18 protein-coding genes and 1 pseudogene are annotated in these 18357 nt (G+C 37.0%); 8 read left to right on the top strand and 11 right to left on the bottom strand.

Features of this window, described 5'->3' with window-relative positions; genetic code table 11:
* Positions 1-28: 28 nt before the first annotated feature.
* The 4 genes from GQ590_RS02700 (at position 29) to GQ590_RS02685 (ending at position 4793) form a co-directional block, all read left to right on the top strand.
* On the top strand, positions 29-1318 hold the full coding sequence (locus tag GQ590_RS02700; RefSeq protein WP_160406392.1) for a DUF945 family protein: 1290 nt from the start codon (positions 29-31) through the stop codon (positions 1316-1318).
* Positions 1319-1407: 89 nt separating this feature from the next.
* Positions 1408-2808: an S-methylmethionine permease gene (gene mmuP / locus GQ590_RS02695; protein ID WP_160406391.1), complete on the top strand. Its 1401-nt coding sequence runs from the start codon at positions 1408-1410 to the stop codon at positions 2806-2808.
* Complete coding sequence (mmuM, locus tag GQ590_RS02690) at positions 2798-3739, top strand: homocysteine S-methyltransferase (RefSeq protein WP_160406390.1); 942 nt, start codon at positions 2798-2800, stop codon at positions 3737-3739. Before mmuP ends, mmuM begins: the two co-directional genes overlap by 11 nt.
* A 169-nt stretch (positions 3740-3908) precedes the next feature.
* A complete protein-coding gene (locus GQ590_RS02685; RefSeq protein ID WP_160406389.1) occupies positions 3909-4793 on the top strand; it encodes a hypothetical protein in 885 nt (294 codons plus the stop codon).
* Between the two features lie 125 nt (positions 4794-4918).
* On the opposite strand, the gene GQ590_RS02680 is transcribed toward GQ590_RS02685, so the two are convergent.
* Positions 4919-5524, bottom strand: a complete 606-nt coding sequence (locus GQ590_RS02680; protein ID WP_160406388.1) for a riboflavin synthase subunit alpha — start codon at positions 5522-5524, stop codon at positions 4919-4921.
* 171 nt (positions 5525-5695) lie between these two features.
* Here GQ590_RS02680 and crcB point away from each other — a divergent pair, with 171 nt between their 5' ends.
* Positions 5696-6073, top strand: a complete 378-nt coding sequence (gene crcB / locus GQ590_RS02675; protein ID WP_160406324.1) for a fluoride efflux transporter CrcB — start codon at positions 5696-5698, stop codon at positions 6071-6073.
* Here crcB and GQ590_RS02670 read toward each other — a convergent pair.
* From GQ590_RS02670 to GQ590_RS02660, 3 genes and pseudogenes are all read right to left on the bottom strand, one after another.
* Positions 5955-7289, bottom strand: a complete 1335-nt coding sequence (locus tag GQ590_RS02670) for a DNA polymerase III subunit gamma/tau C-terminal domain-containing protein (RefSeq protein ID WP_160406325.1) — start codon at positions 7287-7289, stop codon at positions 5955-5957. The genes crcB and GQ590_RS02670 overlap by 119 nt on opposite strands.
* A gap of 40 nt (positions 7290-7329) precedes the next feature.
* Positions 7330-7737 (bottom strand): annotated as a pseudogene (locus tag GQ590_RS02665) (AAA family ATPase); the annotation flags it as partial.
* A 575-nt stretch (positions 7738-8312) separates the two neighbouring features.
* Positions 8313-9266, bottom strand: coding sequence for a hypothetical protein (locus GQ590_RS02660; protein WP_160422529.1), 954 nt, complete (start codon positions 9264-9266; stop codon positions 8313-8315).
* A 441-nt stretch (positions 9267-9707) separates the two neighbouring features.
* Between GQ590_RS02660 and GQ590_RS02655 the strand changes: the two genes are divergently transcribed.
* Genes GQ590_RS02655 through GQ590_RS02645 form a run of 3 tightly spaced genes read left to right on the top strand, consistent with a single transcriptional unit; the run spans position 9708 to position 11434 of the window.
* On the top strand, positions 9708-10064 hold the full coding sequence (locus GQ590_RS02655) for an ArsC family reductase (RefSeq protein ID WP_160406386.1): 357 nt from the start codon (positions 9708-9710) through the stop codon (positions 10062-10064).
* Between the two features lie 13 nt (positions 10065-10077).
* The gene (gene dapE / locus GQ590_RS02650; protein ID WP_160406385.1) at positions 10078-11217 is read left to right on the top strand and encodes a succinyl-diaminopimelate desuccinylase; all 1140 of its coding nucleotides are present in this window, start codon (positions 10078-10080) and stop codon (positions 11215-11217) included.
* Positions 11218-11275: 58 nt separating this feature from the next.
* The gene (locus GQ590_RS02645; protein WP_081300065.1) at positions 11276-11434 is read left to right on the top strand and encodes a YpfN family protein; all 159 of its coding nucleotides are present in this window, start codon (positions 11276-11278) and stop codon (positions 11432-11434) included.
* Positions 11435-11495: 61 nt separating this feature from the next.
* Here GQ590_RS02645 and cysZ read toward each other — a convergent pair whose 3' ends face one another.
* From cysZ to GQ590_RS02610, 7 genes are all read right to left on the bottom strand, one after another.
* Positions 11496-12320 (bottom strand): sulfate transporter CysZ, encoded by an 825-nt coding sequence (gene cysZ, locus GQ590_RS02640; RefSeq protein WP_091125425.1) that lies wholly within the window; start codon positions 12318-12320, stop codon positions 11496-11498.
* 84 nt (positions 12321-12404) lie between these two features.
* On the bottom strand, positions 12405-14435 hold the full coding sequence (locus tag GQ590_RS02635; RefSeq protein ID WP_160406384.1) for a GNAT family N-acetyltransferase: 2031 nt from the start codon (positions 14433-14435) through the stop codon (positions 12405-12407).
* 3 nt (positions 14436-14438) lie between these two features.
* The gene (locus GQ590_RS02630) at positions 14439-14894 is read right to left on the bottom strand and encodes a DUF441 domain-containing protein (RefSeq protein ID WP_160406383.1); all 456 of its coding nucleotides are present in this window, start codon (positions 14892-14894) and stop codon (positions 14439-14441) included.
* On the bottom strand, positions 14894-15604 hold the full coding sequence (gene purC / locus GQ590_RS02625; protein ID WP_160406382.1) for a phosphoribosylaminoimidazolesuccinocarboxamide synthase: 711 nt from the start codon (positions 15602-15604) through the stop codon (positions 14894-14896). The genes GQ590_RS02630 and purC overlap by 1 nt, the downstream gene beginning before the upstream one ends.
* Positions 15605-15669: 65 nt before the next feature.
* Positions 15670-16428, bottom strand: a complete 759-nt coding sequence (bamC, locus tag GQ590_RS02620; RefSeq protein ID WP_160406381.1) for an outer membrane protein assembly factor BamC — start codon at positions 16426-16428, stop codon at positions 15670-15672.
* A 51-nt stretch (positions 16429-16479) separates the two neighbouring features.
* On the bottom strand, positions 16480-17358 hold the full coding sequence (dapA, locus tag GQ590_RS02615; protein ID WP_160406380.1) for a 4-hydroxy-tetrahydrodipicolinate synthase: 879 nt from the start codon (positions 17356-17358) through the stop codon (positions 16480-16482).
* A gap of 94 nt (positions 17359-17452) precedes the next feature.
* A complete protein-coding gene (locus GQ590_RS02610; protein WP_160406379.1) occupies positions 17453-18211 on the bottom strand; it encodes a Nif3-like dinuclear metal center hexameric protein in 759 nt (252 codons plus the stop codon).
* Positions 18212-18357: the final 146 nt, after the last annotated feature.

The following is an 18357-nucleotide window of genomic DNA, read 5'->3' as shown; positions in this document are numbered from 1 at the left end:
AATTTAAAATATAACTAAGAGAACGAAAATGAAAAAAACTACACTCGCTATAGGAATCGTTGCCGTATTAGGAATCGCTTACGTTGGTACGGCATGGTACACTGGTAACATAATTGAAAGAGATATTGACAACCAATTAGCACTAATCAACAACAAAGCCAATCAACTTGAAAAGAACTTAACATTTTCTATTACCAAAAGTCATTATGAAAAGGGAATTTTCTCAACTAAATTACACCTAACTGTAACAGCGTTAGAAAACAATTCGTTTTATGGTGAAGACGCAACCCCAACAACGCTATTTGATGATGATGTAACCATCCACCATGGCCCTTTCCCTATTGCGGCTCTTGCTGAAGGGACATTCGCTCCACAAATGGCGTGGTTAGAATACGAAATGAGTGAACAAATCAGCCCACAACTTTGGAAATTAGCCGGTAATCAGCCATTTATTACTGGGCATGTTGGTATGAGTTATGGCAAATATCTCACTGTTAAGTTAAAAAACAAAGCCATCGAGGTCGGGCAAAACGAAATTCCAATTTTCAATGGTACATTGTCTCTTGGCAAAGGTAGTTACACCTTTAGCGGGTATACTAGTGGTAAGGACATTAGCTCTAAAATAGAGATCGATAAGTTTTCATTTAATCATTTCCAATTATTTAGAACTGATCCTACTTTGGTGGTGGTTAATAAATTCGTTATGAATCAGAATGCTAATTTAAATAGCGACACAAATACAGCTGAGGGGTCGCTTTCTAGTCATATTGATTCAATTATTTATGGTCAACACAATTTGGGAACCGTTTCATTAGATTTTGATTTCCAAGGATTTGATAAACAACTATTTACTAATCAATTAGGCATGAACTACCCTGATTCTGACTTAGATGATATCGACAAAAAACATAATATCAGATTTTCATTAAACAAATTCAATTGGCAAACATCTAGTGGCGATATTAATGCTAACCTAATGTTTGATATCTCTGATTTTAATAGTGAAGTCCTTGATAAAGAAGATTACGAAAAAATTAACGCGCTAAAATTCAAGCTTGAAGCACCATTTGACGTATTAGCTCATTTATCAGCACAAATTAAGTCACCTGATACCAATGATATAACTTCACAAATTATTGAAGAAAAGCAAAACATACAACGGATGTCTGGCTTCCTTGTTCATAATTCCCCATTTTTAACATTAAGCAATGGTAAAACTAAAGGTATCTATTCTGATATAAGCCTAACCAAAGATAGTGATGAAGTTAACGTAAATGGTAAAAAAGTGTCAAAAGAAGAATTCTTTGAGCAATTATAATTAGCTAATTTATTATTCAAACTAACCTATTCCGTTCCGCCACTAATTTTGGCGGGATTTTATTATTTTTAACTTAAGCCCAAAAATTTATGAATACAAATTCATCATCCACAACAGAAAACCAATTTAAACGCACCATGAAAACCCGCCATTTAATTATGTTGTCACTGGGTGGCGTTATTGGCACTGGTTTATTTTTTAATACTGGTTATATTATTGCTACTGCTGGGGCTATTGGTGCTATTATTGCTTATTTGATTGGTGCATTAGTTGTTTATTTAGTGATGCTATGCCTAGGCGAACTGGCTGTTGCCATGCCTGAAACCGGTGCATTTCACACCTATGCCTCGCGCTTTATTAGCCCAGGCACAGGTTATACCGTTGCTTGGCTGTATTGGCTAACCTGGACAGTGGCATTGGGTTCAAGTCTAACTGCTGCTGGATTATGTATGAAGTATTGGTTCCCTACTGTTTCGGTTTGGATCTGGTGTTTAATTTTTTGTATCGTAATTTTTGCATTAAACACTATAACTGCGCAATTTTTTGCAGAAAGTGAATTTTGGTTTTCAATTATTAAAGTCATCACTATTATTATCTTTATTGTCGCAGGTACTGCCGCTATCTTTGGTTTTTTTCCTATGAAAAATGACATGCCAGTCCCTTTTTTACACAATATTACCGATAATGGCTGGTTTCCTAATGGTATAACGCCAATTATCATGACAATGGTTTCAGTCAATTTTGCCTTTTCTGGTACTGAGTTAATCGGTATTGCAGCGGGCGAAGCAAAAGAGCCAGAAAAAACAATCCTATTAGCTATTAAAACCACAATTTTACGGCTTATCATCTTCTTTATTGGTACCGTTTTTGTCTTAGCCGCCTTATTGCCAATGGATCAAGCCGGCGTTATCGAAAGTCCTTTTGTGACCGTTTTTGAAAATATTGGCCTACCTTATGCGGCTGATTTTCTTAATTTTGTGATTTTAACCGCCATTTTATCGGCTGCAAATTCGGGGCTTTATGCTTCTGGGCGTATGTTATGGTCGCTTTCTAATCAGGGCACTTTACCTAAAAGCTTTAGCAAACTCACTAAAAAAGGTATCCCGGCATTTGCTATTCTGGTTAGTATGTTAGGGGGCTTATTAGCATTGTTAACAAGTATTATTGCGCCTGATACCGTCTTTGTTGCCTTAACCGCAATTTCAGGCTTTGCCGTAGTAGCCGTTTGGCTAAGTATTTGTGCTTCACACTACTTTTTTAGAAAACAACTATCGGCAACGGAACTCAGTGCCTTAAAATATAAAGCACCACTTTACCCACTAGTGCCAATTTTAGGATTTATTTTGTGTTTGATTGCTTGCATTGGCTTAGCATTCGATCCTGAACAACGCATTGCGCTATATTGTGGTATTCCGTTTGTAGTATTGTGTTTTATTGCACACCATTTTACCCAATCTAATCCAAAGCGAGTGGAAAAGAATGATCAATAACAATCCTATTAACGCATTACTAAAACAAAAAAAACATATCATAGTTGACGGTGCACTTGCTAGCGAGTTACAACGCCGCGGGTGCGATCTTAACGACAGTTTATGGTCAGCAAAAGTGTTAATAGAACAACCCGAACTGATTCGCCAAGTCCATTATGACTATTTCGGTGCAGGCGCAGATTGTGCCATTACCGCCAGTTATCAAGCCACACCATTAGGATTTGCTAAAAAAGGGATCACACTAGATCAATCCATCAAACTCATAAAAACCAGTGTCGAGCTTGCCAAGCAAGCAAAGTGGCAATATCTAAACGAAACAAAACAAAATAAAACGTTACTAATTGCAGGTTCAGTTGGTCCTTATGGTGCTTATCTTGCAAATGGTTCAGAATATACGGGCGATTATCAACTTTCTGAATCAGAATTTATTGATTTTCACTATGACCGCATCAAAGCATTAGTTGATGCAAAAGTCGATCTACTGGCCTGCGAAACATTGCCCTCTTTTGCTGAAATCAAAGCTCTCACAAAACTTCTTGAAAAATTTCCAATAGTAACAAGCTGGTTTTCGTTAACATTAAAAGATGCCAATCATCTTAGCGACGGCACACCATTACCTTTAGTAATCGAACATCTAAATCACTGCCAACAAGCGGTTAGTATTGGTATTAACTGCATTGCCTTAGAAAGCGTTACCGCTGCGTTAAAATCGTTGCAAAAACTTACGCAAAAACCACTGATTGTCTACCCAAATTCTGGCGAGCAATACGATCCAAATACCAAACAATGGCATAAAAATAACCATCACAATTGTACCTTTGCCAACCAATTACCTTTATGGACAAAACTAGGGGCTACGTTGATTGGGGGATGCTGTCAAACAACACCAAGCGATATTACCGAAATTGCAAGGTTATTAAAAGATAACTAAATCATTTAAGATTTGGGCGTAATAATCTATGATAATCAAATCGAAGCACTTAAAACCGCCCAAAGCCTGATCGATAAAACACTATAGAAAGATTAGAAAATATAGTAATTTTATTTAAGTGCTGATTTTAGGTATTCTAAGTATCGATAAATATTTTTAGGAATTAACTATGATAAACCAAGAAAATGAATGGATAATATCACATATTGATACACTTATTGATAAGGTTAATAATTTACCTCATGAGGATTTTGAGGGTTATTCCCCTTATGAAATGGGATCTTTGCTGAATTTTTTAAATGATCCTCGCTCCCCGCTTAAGATTAATGTACTTTCAGATAAAGCCTACAAAGAGATTCCTTTACTTAATCAAACCTGCTTGCTTATGTCTATTTTAGAAGAGCAGGAAAACCTATTATTAACAAAAGTCGGTAATTTACCTCCAAAATGGGTAAAAGCACTTTATGTTTTAGGCCCACCTGAATTAGCAATTGAAATGAGTTCCAAAAACGTAATTAAAGAGCAAGATACTATTGCAGTACAGTTAGCCAGAATAATATTAAAGATTTATCGTTTGTGTAAACAACGCCATAACAAACTCTCTCTAACTCATCATGGCAAGAAACTACTTAATAATAAGCCTGCGTTACTGCATGGCATATTACATGTTTTAACCTATCAATTTAATTGGGGATATTTTGATGGTTATGGTAATTTTGAAATTGGCCAATTGGGATTTGGGTTTACCCTAGTATTGCTAGCGAAATATGGCGACAAACCACAACCAGCTGAGTTTTATGCAGATAAGTATTTTAAAGCTTTCCCTCAATTATTAATCGATAATAATAACAACTCGCAGTTTAGGCACAATAAAAAAAGTCTTAAGTACTGTTATTATTTTAGAAATTTTGACCGTTATTTATCTTATTTAGGGTTAGTAAATATAACAAAAGTTCCAAGTACTTTGGAAGAAAAATATTTAATTCAAAAAACGCCTCTATTTGATCAGTTAATTACTGTCGTTGCACCGCAAGGAATCGGTGACAAAGTATAAAATTATAGCAAAAACTAAACTTTTAATAAAAATATAGGCTTTTTCTATATCCTTATAATAAAAATGGAATATTTATGTAATGCAAATAATTAAAAATTAGCACAAATATTTTTAATATAAGTAGGTTATCTAGAGGCAAGCACTCGCTCAACCGTATCGACAATGGCTTGAGTTTGAGAGTCGATTTCGATATTAACTTTGTCCCCAACTCTTTTTGCGTTTAAGGTAGTAACAGCGAGTGTTTCAGGGATTAGATGAATATGAAAGCAATTATCGTTAACCTTGCCAACCGTCAAGCTTGCACCATCAATACCAATAAAGCCTTTATATAATAAATACTTACTAAATTGTGCTGGCAACTGTAACGTCATTTGGCAATTGGTTGCTGTTTTTTGAATATCAATTATAGTTGCTGTGCAAGAAATATGACCAGACATAATATGCCCACCCACTTCATCACCATATTTTGCACTACGTTCAATATTGACAAAATCGTGGATTTTTTTATTGCCTAATGTTGTTAACGCTAGGGTTTCTTGCATAATATCAAACGTTACCCAATCTTGCTCAAAACTTGTCACTGTCAAGCAACAACCATCATTAGCAATTGAAGCACCAATTTCAATTTTATCGACCAATTGATGGGGTAATTTAACTTTATATGTTCTTAATTTATCTTTATCTTCAATATCAATGATCTGACCAACTCCTTGCACAATACCTGTAAACATATATAAACCTCAATTCTTGATAATGCTAAATATTCTATCTCAATCTGCTTAGAATTTCCTATTTCTATTTTCTACTGGTATGATCGTTTCAAATGTTTATTGATCAATTATTATTGATATCGATAACAAATTTAACTTTTTATTACAGTATATAAGCAAGGACATATCATTATGTTAAAACTGATTTTAGCTATTTCGGTCGGTTCGGTGGCGGGTGGTTTGTTACGTTGGTTTTTATCGCTTAAATTAAATATTATTGCTTTTGCAATTCCGCTAGGCACATTACTGTCTAATTTAGTTGCAGGTTATATTATTGGTTTTGCCATTGCTTTTTTTAACCATTCTAACCTTTCTGCCGAATGGCGTTTACTTGTGATAACCGGTTTTTGTGGAGGGCTATCAACCTTTTCAACTTTTTCAGCCGAAATTGTTAACTTTTTACAAGAAGGTCGAATATCTTGGGGCTTAGCAGCCATATTGATTCATGTAATTGGCTCAGTTTTAATGACATTTTTAGGGATTTTATCGTACCAATATTTGCGATCTTAAAGCAATTTAATTCACAAATAATACAAAAAATAGTCATAGGACGAACACTTGCTTCATCAATCTTAGCGTCAAAATATCGGCAAATTGTAGCCACTTTTGGATCTTCAGCAATCGTTATCTTCGCTTGTGCGAGTTTTTCTTGGTACAACTCTTCACGCATTTCAATTGGTGTTTTATAATTTAGATCATCATCAATAATAATATTTACATCAAGCTCTTGGTTACGATGTTTGCAAAGCGCTTTTTTTACTTTAATCACATTCGATACCGAATTAATTAAATGTTTAACGTTTGAACGCAAATGCAACACAATCGTTTCATTATCTGTTTGCTCAACAGCCGAGTTAACAAAAATTTGCTTAATCAAAGGTGACAAATCCAATTGCTCAATTTCAGCACACCATGCATCCTTTTGAGCCATTTCTGCAATCAATTTTTTAGTCATTTCAGGTGTTTTTTCACCGTTAAGCGATTCACGAAAGGCTTTAGTATCAACCACAATCTCTTCTTTCATCGGAATTAAACCACTCGCTTGCCATTGATAATTTTCGGCTGTGATTTCTTCTTTTTCGTTACTATTATCGCTATCATTATCAGCATGACTATCGCTATTATCGGTATTGATAGACTCAACAGGAACCGAATTTTGCTTAATTCGTTCAAGTGATGCGTTGATTACAGGGCTTTTTGGTTGAGCCACCTTAGCCTCAACCGTTTTAGGCTTTTTTGGATTTTGTTCCTCTTTCATCAACTGCATGCGCATTTCTAAAATGCTTTTAGTCACCGTTGAAACATCATCAGGAATCGCTAAATCATCATTTCCAGATTTAGCCATTTTTTCAACTTTTCGGCTAGCAACAGACGACTTGTCACTCACTGGTTTAGAGGAATTTTGTGATTGTTCAGATCCAGATAAAGGCGAGCTAAGCGCTGATTGTTTTGCTTCAAGCGAGGAGGATTTAACGGGATCTGAGTGATTAACTGCGTTATGCTCAAGCTGACTTACTTGCGGTGCCTTTGTCGCTTGTACTGGTGTTGTTACATGCGAAATTTGCGTTTGAGAATTAACTGACTTATTACCCTCTGCTTGCTTTGATACATTAGTTTGCTCTATTGCTTGAGCTTGAGCTTGAGCTTGGTGTTGAGTTTGGGTTTGGGTTTGCGATTGTGGCTGTAGCACAGTTGGCGGAACAACCGCATCAACGGCCTTTGGCATAAAAGCCAAGAGTTGAATCAAGCACATTTAAATGCAAACAGCGTGACAGCATATGGACTTCGTCAATCAAGTAGACCTTAAAGCGCCCTTTAGTTGGTAAGTATTGAATATTATCAAGAATTTCACGCGTGTCTTCGACTTTGGTTCGTGATGCGGCATCGATCTCGAGCAAGTCAACAAATCGCCCTTGCTCAATATCACGACAGTTATCACAAACCCCGCAAGGTGTTGCCGTAATGCCTGTTTCGCAATTGAGCCCTTTTGCTAATAAACGTGCAATTGACGTTTTACCCACGCCTCGTGTGCCTGATAATAAATAAGCATGATGAACGCGACCAAGTGATAGTGCATTAGACAAAATTTTAAGGACATGCTCCTGCCCCACAACTTCAGAAAATGATTTTGGTCGCCATTTGCATGCTAAAACTTGATAACTCTTAATCAGCATAACTTATTGTCATTGAATTTGGCGCTAATCATACCATAAAGCGCTAAATTAGTCTTTATATAAGCAATAATCTGTAGAAAAACACCGAGTTTTTACATTTCATCATTAAGGTAATTCGCTAAAAGCGCATAAGTCCTTTGGCTTAAAATCGCTTTATTCGGTTTAACGGTATAGACTCCGGAATATTTTTTACAAAATAACCGACAAAATAAACCAATAAACAGCCACGCTTAATGTGGGGCTTCTGCTTTTTATTGCTTGGCTAGTTTTTATAACTTAAGTTTGATTTTTTTAGGTTTTTTACATAAATAAGGTGCATTCCTGAAAGTTTTTAACAAAAATGGGGCTTTGTCTGTTTTCTTGATAGCGTAAAAAAACTGAAATATTGGCCTTGCGGTGTTGTTGGCACTTTTTACTTTTTTAGTTAAATCAATTTGTTATGAATTTAAAACGGTATAGACTCCGGAATATTTTTTACAAAATAATCGGCAAAATAAACAGCCCCACTTAATGTGGGGCTGCTGTTTTTTATTGCTTGGCTGTCTTATATAACTTTAAAGATTAATAACTAAAAACTAAGGGGTGGTGCAAACAGCATAAAAGTGAGTGTCGGGGGAGTCGCTGGGGATGGCAACGTTGCCACCGCCCGCGTAGACATTGTACCGAATTCTATCTGCCTCTACCCCGTCACTTGTCCAATAGTAGAGGAAGACAAAGTTCGCACCATAGTAGTCCTGCACGTAGCCCCACTCCGTGAAAAATCCAGCGCCAATTCGACGTTGTAATCCATACTCTCCTGACGACGGCTTGGCGCCATCTATGCCATTCCTACAGGGGAAATAATAATGTTTACCACACTTCGCATTGGTTAAATCTTTTACCTTCGGCATGCGATAACCCAAACTATTACACCATGCTAACTGGTCACTATAAGGTTTAGATTCAGCACCACGATTGACAAACCACTTTTGTAGCACAAATCCATAGACTACCTCATGGCCATCATTATCTCTACCCACTAACTCAAACGTCTGCGGTAACCTTGGCTTAGCAATTGGGCTAGGATTCGGATTCTTATGTTGATTTATTGTTGCCACTGGACCGGTTAGCGTTACGCGAGCTACCACAGGTCCTCTCTCCTCATAATCAGGAGTCCACAAATGAGCATTTACAACATTTGTCACTGTTGCAGTAATTCCTTCGTGCGTGACTGGTTGCCATGTCAATTTATTTATATCTACGCCACTTATGAGTAAATCAAAAAATAGACCATTCGCACCCGTGGTCGGAAAATTGAGATTGTATGACTGAGGCTCGATTGATTGAACTAAAAAGCCTTTATTCGAATTCCATATGTCAGCTGGGCCTCCAAAACCACCCCTTAGAGTTGGCCTTGCATAATTAATAACTTCCGTCAGTGGTAGTATTATGGCATCACTACGCTTAGCTCGATTATTGCTATCATTTGCTGCCTGCAATTGCCACGAATATGACAATAACGGCAGTGCCAGTAATACAATTTTTGCCAATGATTTTAGTGATAATTTAAGCGATAATATCGAGGATATAAGCGAGAAAAATGTGAAAATGCACCTAATGGCAGTGTTTGGTAAACTTAAAACATAGGTTTGCCAGTGTCGGTGTTCGGTGTTCGGTGTTCGGTGTTTAACATGGTACTGCATCATATTTCCTTTGTCAAGTAATTCTTTGTTTTATTTGATTTTTTATACCCGTTAGATTATTAAATGATCTGTTTTGCTTTTTTAGTATAATCGTTTGAAAACTATTTGACTAGCTTTTTTAAGATTTTTTTTAGTTTTATTAAGGGTTTTACTAATTAAGTTGTAAAAAACAGCAATTGTTCTTTGTTATGATTAAAATAATCCGTTTGCTTAAATTCCTCCTTTAATTTGCTGCCCTATGCTGATAACTGTTATAATTTGCTTATCTTTCAAACTGAGATCAGCCTTATGTACACTATTTATGGCATTAAAAACTGCAACACAATGAAAAAAGCCTTTACTTGGCTTGATGAACATCACATTAATTATCAATTTCACAATTATAAAACCGATGGACTATCAGAAGCGCTTTTAGATACATTGTTGCAATTGGTAGATTGGCAAAATTTGCTTAATACGCGCGGCACAACTTGGCGCAAGTTAGATGAAGCTGTCCGTGCTCAGATCGATAACGAGCAAGCAGCTAAAAAAATCATGCTAGCCAATCCATCTATTTTAAAACGCCCTTTATTGATTGATGGAAAACGAACTTTATTGGGATTTTCAGATCCACTTTATTCACAATTTACATCGCAATCTAAATAAAATTGAGGCCATTATGACCGAACCTGTTATTGCATTAACCAAAGCACTCATTGCCGAAAAATCAATAAGTCCTGACGATAAAAACTGCCAAAAACTCATTATTGAGCGATTAAAACCGCTTGGTTTTGTCATTGAAGAAGTCAATATAGGGCAAACCAAAAACTTATGGGCTTATCATGGTGATGCTACCAGCAAAACCTTGATGTTTGCAGGTCATACCGATGTTGTACCTGCAGGCGATGAAAGTAAATGGCTTTATCCACCTTTTACACCAACCATTGACGAGCATGGCGTGCTTTATGGGCGCGGTGCATCAGATATGAAAAGCGGTGTTGCAGCCATGGTTTGTGCAGCAGAAGAATTTGTTAAACGCAATCCAAACCACGCAGGACGTGTGGCTTTTTTGATCACATCAGATGAAGAAGCAGACGCCACTGACGGCACTGTCAAAGTGGTTGATTTACTAATAGAACGACAAGAACGTGTTGATTATTGTATTGTCGGCGAGCCATCTAGCGACACCGTGTTAGGCGATCAAATTAAAAATGGCCGCCGTGGTTCACTCACGGCTAATTTGGTTGTACATGGCGTTCAAGGCCATGTTGCCTATCCTCACCTTGCCGATAATCCCGTTCATCGCTTTGCGCCAGCATTAAACGAACTGGTTAGTACCGTTTGGGATGAAGGTAATGAGTACTTTCCTAAAACCACAATGCAAATAGCGAATATTAATGGCGGTACGGGTGCTGAAAATGTTGTACCGGGCGAGCTTTGTGTGCAATTTAATTTTCGGTATAGTAGCGAATTGACCGATGCTATAATTAAGACGCGTGTTGAGCAGATTTTACAAAAGCACAATGTTAATTATACCTTAACTTGGCGATTGTCTGGTCACCCTTTTTTAACGCCACAAGGTGATTTAACCAACGCTGCAGCTAGCGCTATCAAAGAGTTAACCAATATTGATACCGAATTATCTACTAGCGGTGGCACATCTGACGGTCGTTTTATTGCTAAAATGGGCTGCCAAGTGATTGAATTAGGTGTGCTTAATAAAACTATTCACAAAGTCAATGAAAATGCCAACTGTCAAGATATTATTACTTTAACTGCAATTTATTACCGTATTTTGGAAAAATTGTTGTTAGCGTAATTAGTTGATGTGACGATTATAACTTGGTGATTTTGATTTTAATCTAAGAGGAAATACTATGGAATGGCTTAAAGATTATTGGTGGATAATTTTGATTATTTTAATTGGAATTTTTATTAATACCATTAAAGCACTAAATCGACTAAGTTATAAAGCGTATCTTGAAAAAAAGAAAGGAATAAAACCTATCCCTTATAAAGATGACGACGATGATTGACCAACAACGCCCACTTCAACGTCGCCTAAAAAAAAGTAACACTGTTAAAATAATAGTAAGCTTAGTTACCGCTATTAAATAATGCTTGATGGCGGTAGCGATCAACCCACATTGCCGTAGCACCACACACGGCAATAGGCATAATAATTAAATTAAGCACTGGCACCATGGTAAAAAAGCTAACTAACATGCCAAAAGTTAAATTATCGGCTTTATGTTGTTTAAGCAACTGACGCATATGATCAAAAGTGATTTTGTGATTATCAAAGGCGTAATCGGCATATTGAATATTAATTTGCCAAGCAGTAAATAAAAACCAAACCACCGGTGTAACCGATTGCCCAATAACTGGAATAAAATAGGTTAACAGTATCGGAATAGCCCATAATAGATAGTTGAGCAATTTTTGAAATTCACGACCAAAAATACGAGGAAGATCTTTAATAATACTTAACCACGATGTATCTACCGCAGGTATTCCTGTTAATTGTGCTTCAACTTGTTCGGCCAATATACCATTAAACGGTGCAGCAATAATATTGGTTACCGTACTAAAAAAATAACAAAATAAAATTACCAGTGTCAATATCACAATAAAAACGATAATATAACCCAACCACTGCAACCAACTTGGTACATACGATAATCCCCAATCCACTACTCCCGTAATGGAGGTAAAAAACCAATAAAATAGTGCCGACATAATCACAATATTGGCAATTAGCGGTAAAAAAACAAACCGCTTAATCCCGGGGCTAAACGCCAATGACCAGCCTTTTAAAAAATACTCAATGCCTGTTGTTGGTTGACCTTTTGGGGTGTTGTTATTCGTTTGGTTTTGCCAATGGCGGTGCTGCGTTTGGTTTTCGAGTTTATTGTGAGTCACATTCGATTCCTTTTTAATTAAAACCAATTGAGTAAAAACATAGTAACTATTGTAAACATACCTCTTGATAACCTGCAATGGCAATTAATTATTTTTGCTGTCTATTTGACTAAAGATTACATTATTGCCCTGCTTTGCTAGCCATGTTCTGACCTCGTGTTTAATAGTTTGCATTAATGCTTGTTTGCCGGCAAGTTGATATAAATCAATGATCAAATTCTGATTGTTTTTGCTTTTTAGCAGTGCTGACAATACAGGCAAAGTACTCGCCTGTGTAGATTGTGATTGTAAGCGCGTTTGAATATGACGATTTAATCGACACAGCGCAGGGTAAGAGGCTTCAAATGGGCGGTGATAATAAGCAAATCCCGTTAGCTCATCAAAATCATGCGTATCTAAATTTAGTGATAATAACGTTTCACTATTGTTCTTAATCATCTGGTTAAAAGGTAAATCGATGATATTTTTAAGCCAATAAGCATTACGGTGTAACCTTTGGGTGAGTTTTCGTATTAGCTGCTGCCCAGATTCGGTTAATGACTTAAGCACCATAACCGAATAACTGCCACTGCTAGCTTGTTTATGGCTACTAATATGAACTAAGGTAAAACCACAAGCTGTCCAAAATTGATAATTAGACGGGCTATAAGCAAAACTAACTGATACAAAATCACAATTATGCGCTTTGCCATCATCAACAATATTCTGCACAAGTTGTTTAGCAATAGATTGTCGTCGATAAGTGCTAATAACCGCAATGCGGTTGATTCTAACCGAGCGCAGCTTGGCAGCTAACCGCTCACCAGCATGGGCAACCAGTGACTGCGCCACTAAATTACCTTTGGGGCGACGTGTGCCTTGCCATACTTGTTCAATTAAGTCATCAGGCAAATTACCTTCAGTTATTGTCACTGCCGCAGCAACTTTTTTATTATCAACTGTTGCCTGCCAAACTGATAAATTTTGTGCGTCAAATAGTCGTCGTAAATCAATGAGTGTGGTTTGATAATGTGCTATTTTTAATAAATAAAAGATCGATGTTAATGCATTAACATCGTTGTGATCAACCTTAGTATATTGGGCGGATAAAGAACTCGTTTGCCTAGCGTTATCTTGCGCCAATAACCCATTGAGTAACAACCGATCGCTAAATTGTTCAAGTTTATCACCCAATTGCCAACGAATGGGGGTATGTAGGTAAAAATATTGACACGCTTTATTTGCCAATAATTTTAATAAAAAGCCCTGCCCTGTACCTTCATACCCTTCAACGGTTGTTGTTAATAATACTCGGCTATTATTGGCAATAGCCAATTGTAGCAGTTTTTCAAGCATTGAAAGAGGAATCATTGCTGCTTCATCAATAATCAAATAGTTAGCAAAATTATGATGTGACTGTGCAATTAATTCATCAGGTGCAAAAAATGGGGTATCGGGTTTGGCAAAAGCAAAAAAGGTTGTCAAAGCTGATTTATTGGGCGCTGTTACAATACAACGTTGATAATGGCTAAACAGTCCTGCTAATGCCGATTTGCCACGTCCACGCTTGGCAACAACGACATTAATTTGTTTATTGCTGTTTAATAATTGCTTTAATGTCGTTTGCTGCTGAGTTAAGTCGTAATTGTCATCGGTCACCTGCTCAAAAAACATGGGCGATACAGCTGTTTTTGGCAAAGAGTTTTGATTAATAATGATGCCAAACTCTGCTAATGTTTGGGTTAAATGTGCAACAAAATTAGGTACCGTGATGGCGGTTTGACATTCGTTCCAGCGCAAGCTGTCTTGATCGTGCCAAGTAGCCAAGTTATTGGGTAATAACAAAACCAACACACTGCCTTTTATTAGTGTACCGACTAACATGGCAAAAGCATCAAGATTAAATCCAACCGTTGCATCAAAAACCGCATGCCGATACTGCTGACCCAATAATTGTTTTGTTTGATTAGGTTTAAGTGCGTTCGCAATCAATGAACAAGGCAAACAATCAGGCTGATGCGTAACAGTAACCCAATCGCCAGCGTTTTGCTCAAAGATGGGTATAAGTTGTTCAAATAATTGTGAGGTTTCACCCTGTAACACCCATAGCTGTCGAGTGTTGTTGGGAGTATGCATAGGTTAACTTTTTCCAATTAATAACGACAATATCCCAGCAGCAATAAGCGGCCCCACAGGAACACCTTTGAAAAACGCAACGCCAATTAGCGTACCAATAATTAAGCCATTAACAATAGTTGGCTCTGCACCAATAAGCGATACGCCACGCGTGCCAAGCCAAGATACACAAATACCCACCAAAATAGCCAATAGTGATTGCCAAGTAGTAAACGATTTAACAATATCGCTAATTTTTAACGAACCATCAGCCAATGGCACCATCATGGCAGCTGTTAAAATAACAATTCCAATGGTTAAGCCATATTGATTTAAAAATGGAAAATAAGTGGCTAGTGGTGTTAGCTTAAAGAGTAACAATAACAGTACTGCAAATGTCACTGTGTTATTGTGCGTTAAATAACACAGTGCTGCTAAACCTAATAGAATAAAAAAAGAAACATCAAACTGCGCAAGCATTACAAAGGCACACCAATGCGTTTAGCCACCTCTTCATAAGCTTCAATTACACCGCCTAAACCTTGGCGAAAGCGATCTTTGTCCATTTTTTTTAGTGTGGCAGTTTCCCACAAGCGACAACCATCGGGTGAAAACTCATCGCCTAAGGTAATTTCGCCTTTAAATAAACCAAATTCAAGCTTATAGTCAACTAATATTAGCCCTGCTTTGTCAAATAAATCAGTCAAAATAGTGTTGATTTTAAAGCTCAGTTCTTTCATTTTAGCTAATTGATCATCGCTCGCCCAACCAAAAGCTTTACAGTGTGACTCGTTAACCATCGGATCGTGCAATGCATCGTTTTTGAGGAATAATTCAAAAGTAGGAGGATTTAAGACTTTACCTTCTTCAACGCCTAAACGCTTAACTAAAGATCCTGCTGCACGATTGCGCACCACACATTCAACAGGCACCATTTGTAGTTTTTTTACAAGTACTTCGTTGTCTGATAATAAGGCCTCAACTTGAGTTGGGATACCTGCTTCACGCAATTTAGTCATAATAAAATAGTTAAATTTATTATTAACCATGCCTTTACGATCTAATTGCTCAATGCGTAAACCATCAAATGCGGATGTATCATTGCGAAACTCAAGGATTAATAAATCGGGGTTTTCAGTAGTGTATACCGTTTTAGCTTTACCACGATAAAGCTCAGCCAACTTTTTCATGTTTTTAACCTTATACCAGTTACCAATAAATAATTAAGGAGCTGTTCGCTCCTTAAATTCCAAATCTATTTTTGATCTTCATCACTTACGGCTGTTGCTGTTTTTTTGCTTTCAGGCTTGTTCTTTTCTTCGTCATTTTTATCTTGTGCTTTTGCTGGCACAATACGCATAGAATCAGGTGCAACATCGTTCATGATGTCATTAAATAAACCAACAATATAGCGTTGTACTTCAACCGGTTGTGAAATTAAATTTTCAGTACCACGGGTTAACGAGGTGATCAAAATAGTGATTGTTTCGGTATCCCCTAGCAATTGACGTTTAATTGAATAAGAGGCTTCAACCGCTTGCTCTTCGTCAGCACGAACCATAAAGCTTTTGCCGGTTTGAATAGTATTACTGTCGTGGCTAGCAATCAAAATATTTCTTTTATTTAAACTATTAGGAATCTGCTCCCACACATTACTACTTAATGGCACATTAAAAGTGACTGAGCCGTTATTATAAATTGCAAAAGCTTCTTGGATAGTTGAGATTGGTAAAGTTGGTGGTCTAATATCAAGCTTCTTTCCTAAATCACCGTGAACCTCAGTTGTATTAACAAAAAACTCATTACTTTCAGCTGGTATCGTAGTACCTTCTGGAATGATTAACGGTTTTAAAGCAGGTGATTTAAGATAATCTTCATTTCCTTCAACTTCACGTTTAAAATTTTGATCATTACCACAACCAACAAGAAATAAAGAAGTCACAACTGCTAAAACAGCCGTTTTTTTAATAACATTGTTTTTAAATAGGATTTTGTTCAATGTGTTATTTAACATAGATATCTGCTTTTAAAATTAAAGGTTATACAAAACTAAGGTTATACAAAACTATAGTAGATTTGCCTCTTTTAATGCTTGCTCAACTACCGAAATTGATGATTGAGTTAGCGCAACTAAAGGCAATCGAATGCTTGGGCTTTGCATTAAACCTAATCTTGCGCAAGCCCATTTAGCTGGCGTTGGGTTGGGTTCAATAAACAAATGACGATGTAATGCCGTTAAAGTATCATTTAAAGCACGAGCTTCTTGAATTTGGTTATTAGCAGCAAGCTTACATACCGTTGCAACAGCTTTGGCAGCCACGTTGGCAGTGACTGAAATCACTCCATCACCACCTAAAATCATAAAGTCTAAAAACGTTGAGTCATCGCCACTTAATAATTTAAAATCAGGCCCAACTAATTTACGGGTTGGATAAACTCTTGAAAGGTCACCTGTTGCATCTTTTAATGCAACAATATTTTTAATTTTGGCTAAACGCCCAACGGTTTCAGGTTTAATATCGCTACTAGTGCGCCCAGGCACATTATATAAGATTTGTGGCAACGTTGTACTTTCTGCAATGGCTTTAAAGTGTTGATAGATGCCTTCTTGGGTTGGTTTATTATAATAAGGCGCAACCGTTAAACAACCAACAACCCCGATATTTTCAACCCGACTGGTTAATTCAATGGCCTCTTTCGTTGCGTTTGCCCCCGTACCTGCAATAATAGCAATGCGACCATCGGCATAATCGATGGTTCGTTTAATCACATCGATATGCTCATGATGATCAAGCGTTGCCGATTCGCCTGTCGTACCGACCGAAACAATGCCCGATGTTCCATTAGCAATATGATATTCGACCAATTTTTTTAAGCTTACGTGGTCTACATTTCCTTTCGTATCCATAGGGGTAACTAGTGCGACCAGACTTCCTGTAAACATAAAATGACCTCTCATATTATTGGTTTATAACACAACGTAAAGAATAAAATATGCGAATAAGTATGCGATATTTCTCAAGTAAATTCAACTTTTGTTATGCAGGATTATCAATATCAATAAAAATAACATCAATACCATAACCGCTTGCTAACCATTTTCCTAGATTTTCAATGCCATAACGCTCAGTAGCATGGTGCCCTGCGGCATAAAAGTTAATACCATATTCGCGCGCAATGTGAATAGTGCGTTCTGATACTTCGCCAGTAAAAAAAGCATCTACGCCCATTTGTGCTGCTTGCTCAATATAATCTTGCCCACCACCACTGCACCAAGCAATACGCTTAATCATTTGCGGTGCATTATCACCACAAAACAACACTTGCCGTTGGCTATGATGTAATACTTGTTCAAGTTGATGTTTAAATTGTAATGCCGTCAATGGGCTATTTAGCACACCTGTAAAAAGTAGGTTAGTAATATCATCACGCTTATCAACCGTAATCCCGAGTAAATTAGCTAACGCCATATTATTACCTAAAGTGGGGTGACCATCTAACGGCAAGTGGTAGCCATACAAATTAATATCATTTGTTAACAACGTCTTGATGCGTTGATACTTAATGCCAGTAATGGTTTGCACTTCGTTTTTCCAAAAATAGCCATGATGCACCAACACCGCATCAGCCTGTAATTCAACTGCTTTATCTAATAATAACTGACAAGCTGTAACGCCTGTTACAATTTTATTAACTTGCCTTCGCCCTTGTACTTGCAACCCATTTGGCGCATAGTCCCGATAACGGGTAATTTGTAGCTCATTATTAATAATCTTTTCTAATTCAAAATGATGCATTGCTTACTCGGTTTTAAAATGATTTTATAAGGAATGATTATAATCACTTTAAATAATAAACGCATCTACTCGTTTGCCTTAATGTGATTATGTAAAGCTTCCGATAAACAAATTAACAACAAATGCTTAAAGCCAATGCTAGGCGA

Origin of the sequence: Gilliamella sp. Lep-s35 (genome assembly GCF_009795845.1) — a bacterium.
GTDB lineage: Bacteria > Pseudomonadota > Gammaproteobacteria > Enterobacterales > Orbaceae > Gilliamella.
The sequence above is the reverse complement of the archived record's forward strand: the minus strand, read 5'-3'. Positions and strand labels throughout refer to the sequence as shown.

Coding starts and splice junctions, on each gene's coding strand:
- GQ590_RS02700 (WP_160406392.1), top strand. CDS start 29: ATGAAAAAAACTACACTCGCTATAGGAATCGTTGCCGTATTAGGAATC.
- mmuP (WP_160406391.1), top strand. CDS start 1,408: ATGAATACAAATTCATCATCCACAACAGAAAACCAATTTAAACGCACC.
- mmuM (WP_160406390.1), top strand. CDS start 2,798: ATGATCAATAACAATCCTATTAACGCATTACTAAAACAAAAAAAACAT.
- GQ590_RS02685 (WP_160406389.1), top strand. CDS start 3,909: ATGATAAACCAAGAAAATGAATGGATAATATCACATATTGATACACTT.
- GQ590_RS02680 (WP_160406388.1), bottom strand. CDS start 5,524: ATGTTTACAGGTATTGTGCAAGGAGTTGGTCAGATCATTGATATTGAA.
- crcB (WP_160406324.1), top strand. CDS start 5,696: ATGTTAAAACTGATTTTAGCTATTTCGGTCGGTTCGGTGGCGGGTGGT.
- GQ590_RS02670 (WP_160406325.1), bottom strand. CDS start 7,289: ATGCCAAAGGCCGTTGATGCGGTTGTTCCGCCAACTGTGCTACAGCCA.
- GQ590_RS02655 (WP_160406386.1), top strand. CDS start 9,708: ATGTACACTATTTATGGCATTAAAAACTGCAACACAATGAAAAAAGCC.
- dapE (WP_160406385.1), top strand. CDS start 10,078: ATGACCGAACCTGTTATTGCATTAACCAAAGCACTCATTGCCGAAAAA.
- GQ590_RS02645 (WP_081300065.1), top strand. CDS start 11,276: ATGGAATGGCTTAAAGATTATTGGTGGATAATTTTGATTATTTTAATT.
- GQ590_RS02635 (WP_160406384.1), bottom strand. CDS start 14,435: ATGCATACTCCCAACAACACTCGACAGCTATGGGTGTTACAGGGTGAA.
- GQ590_RS02630 (WP_160406383.1), bottom strand. CDS start 14,894: ATGCTTGCGCAGTTTGATGTTTCTTTTTTTATTCTATTAGGTTTAGCA.
- purC (WP_160406382.1), bottom strand. CDS start 15,604: ATGAAAAAGTTGGCTGAGCTTTATCGTGGTAAAGCTAAAACGGTATAC.
- bamC (WP_160406381.1), bottom strand. CDS start 16,428: ATGTTAAATAACACATTGAACAAAATCCTATTTAAAAACAATGTTATT.
- dapA (WP_160406380.1), bottom strand. CDS start 17,358: ATGTTTACAGGAAGTCTGGTCGCACTAGTTACCCCTATGGATACGAAA.
- GQ590_RS02610 (WP_160406379.1), bottom strand. CDS start 18,211: ATGCATCATTTTGAATTAGAAAAGATTATTAATAATGAGCTACAAATT.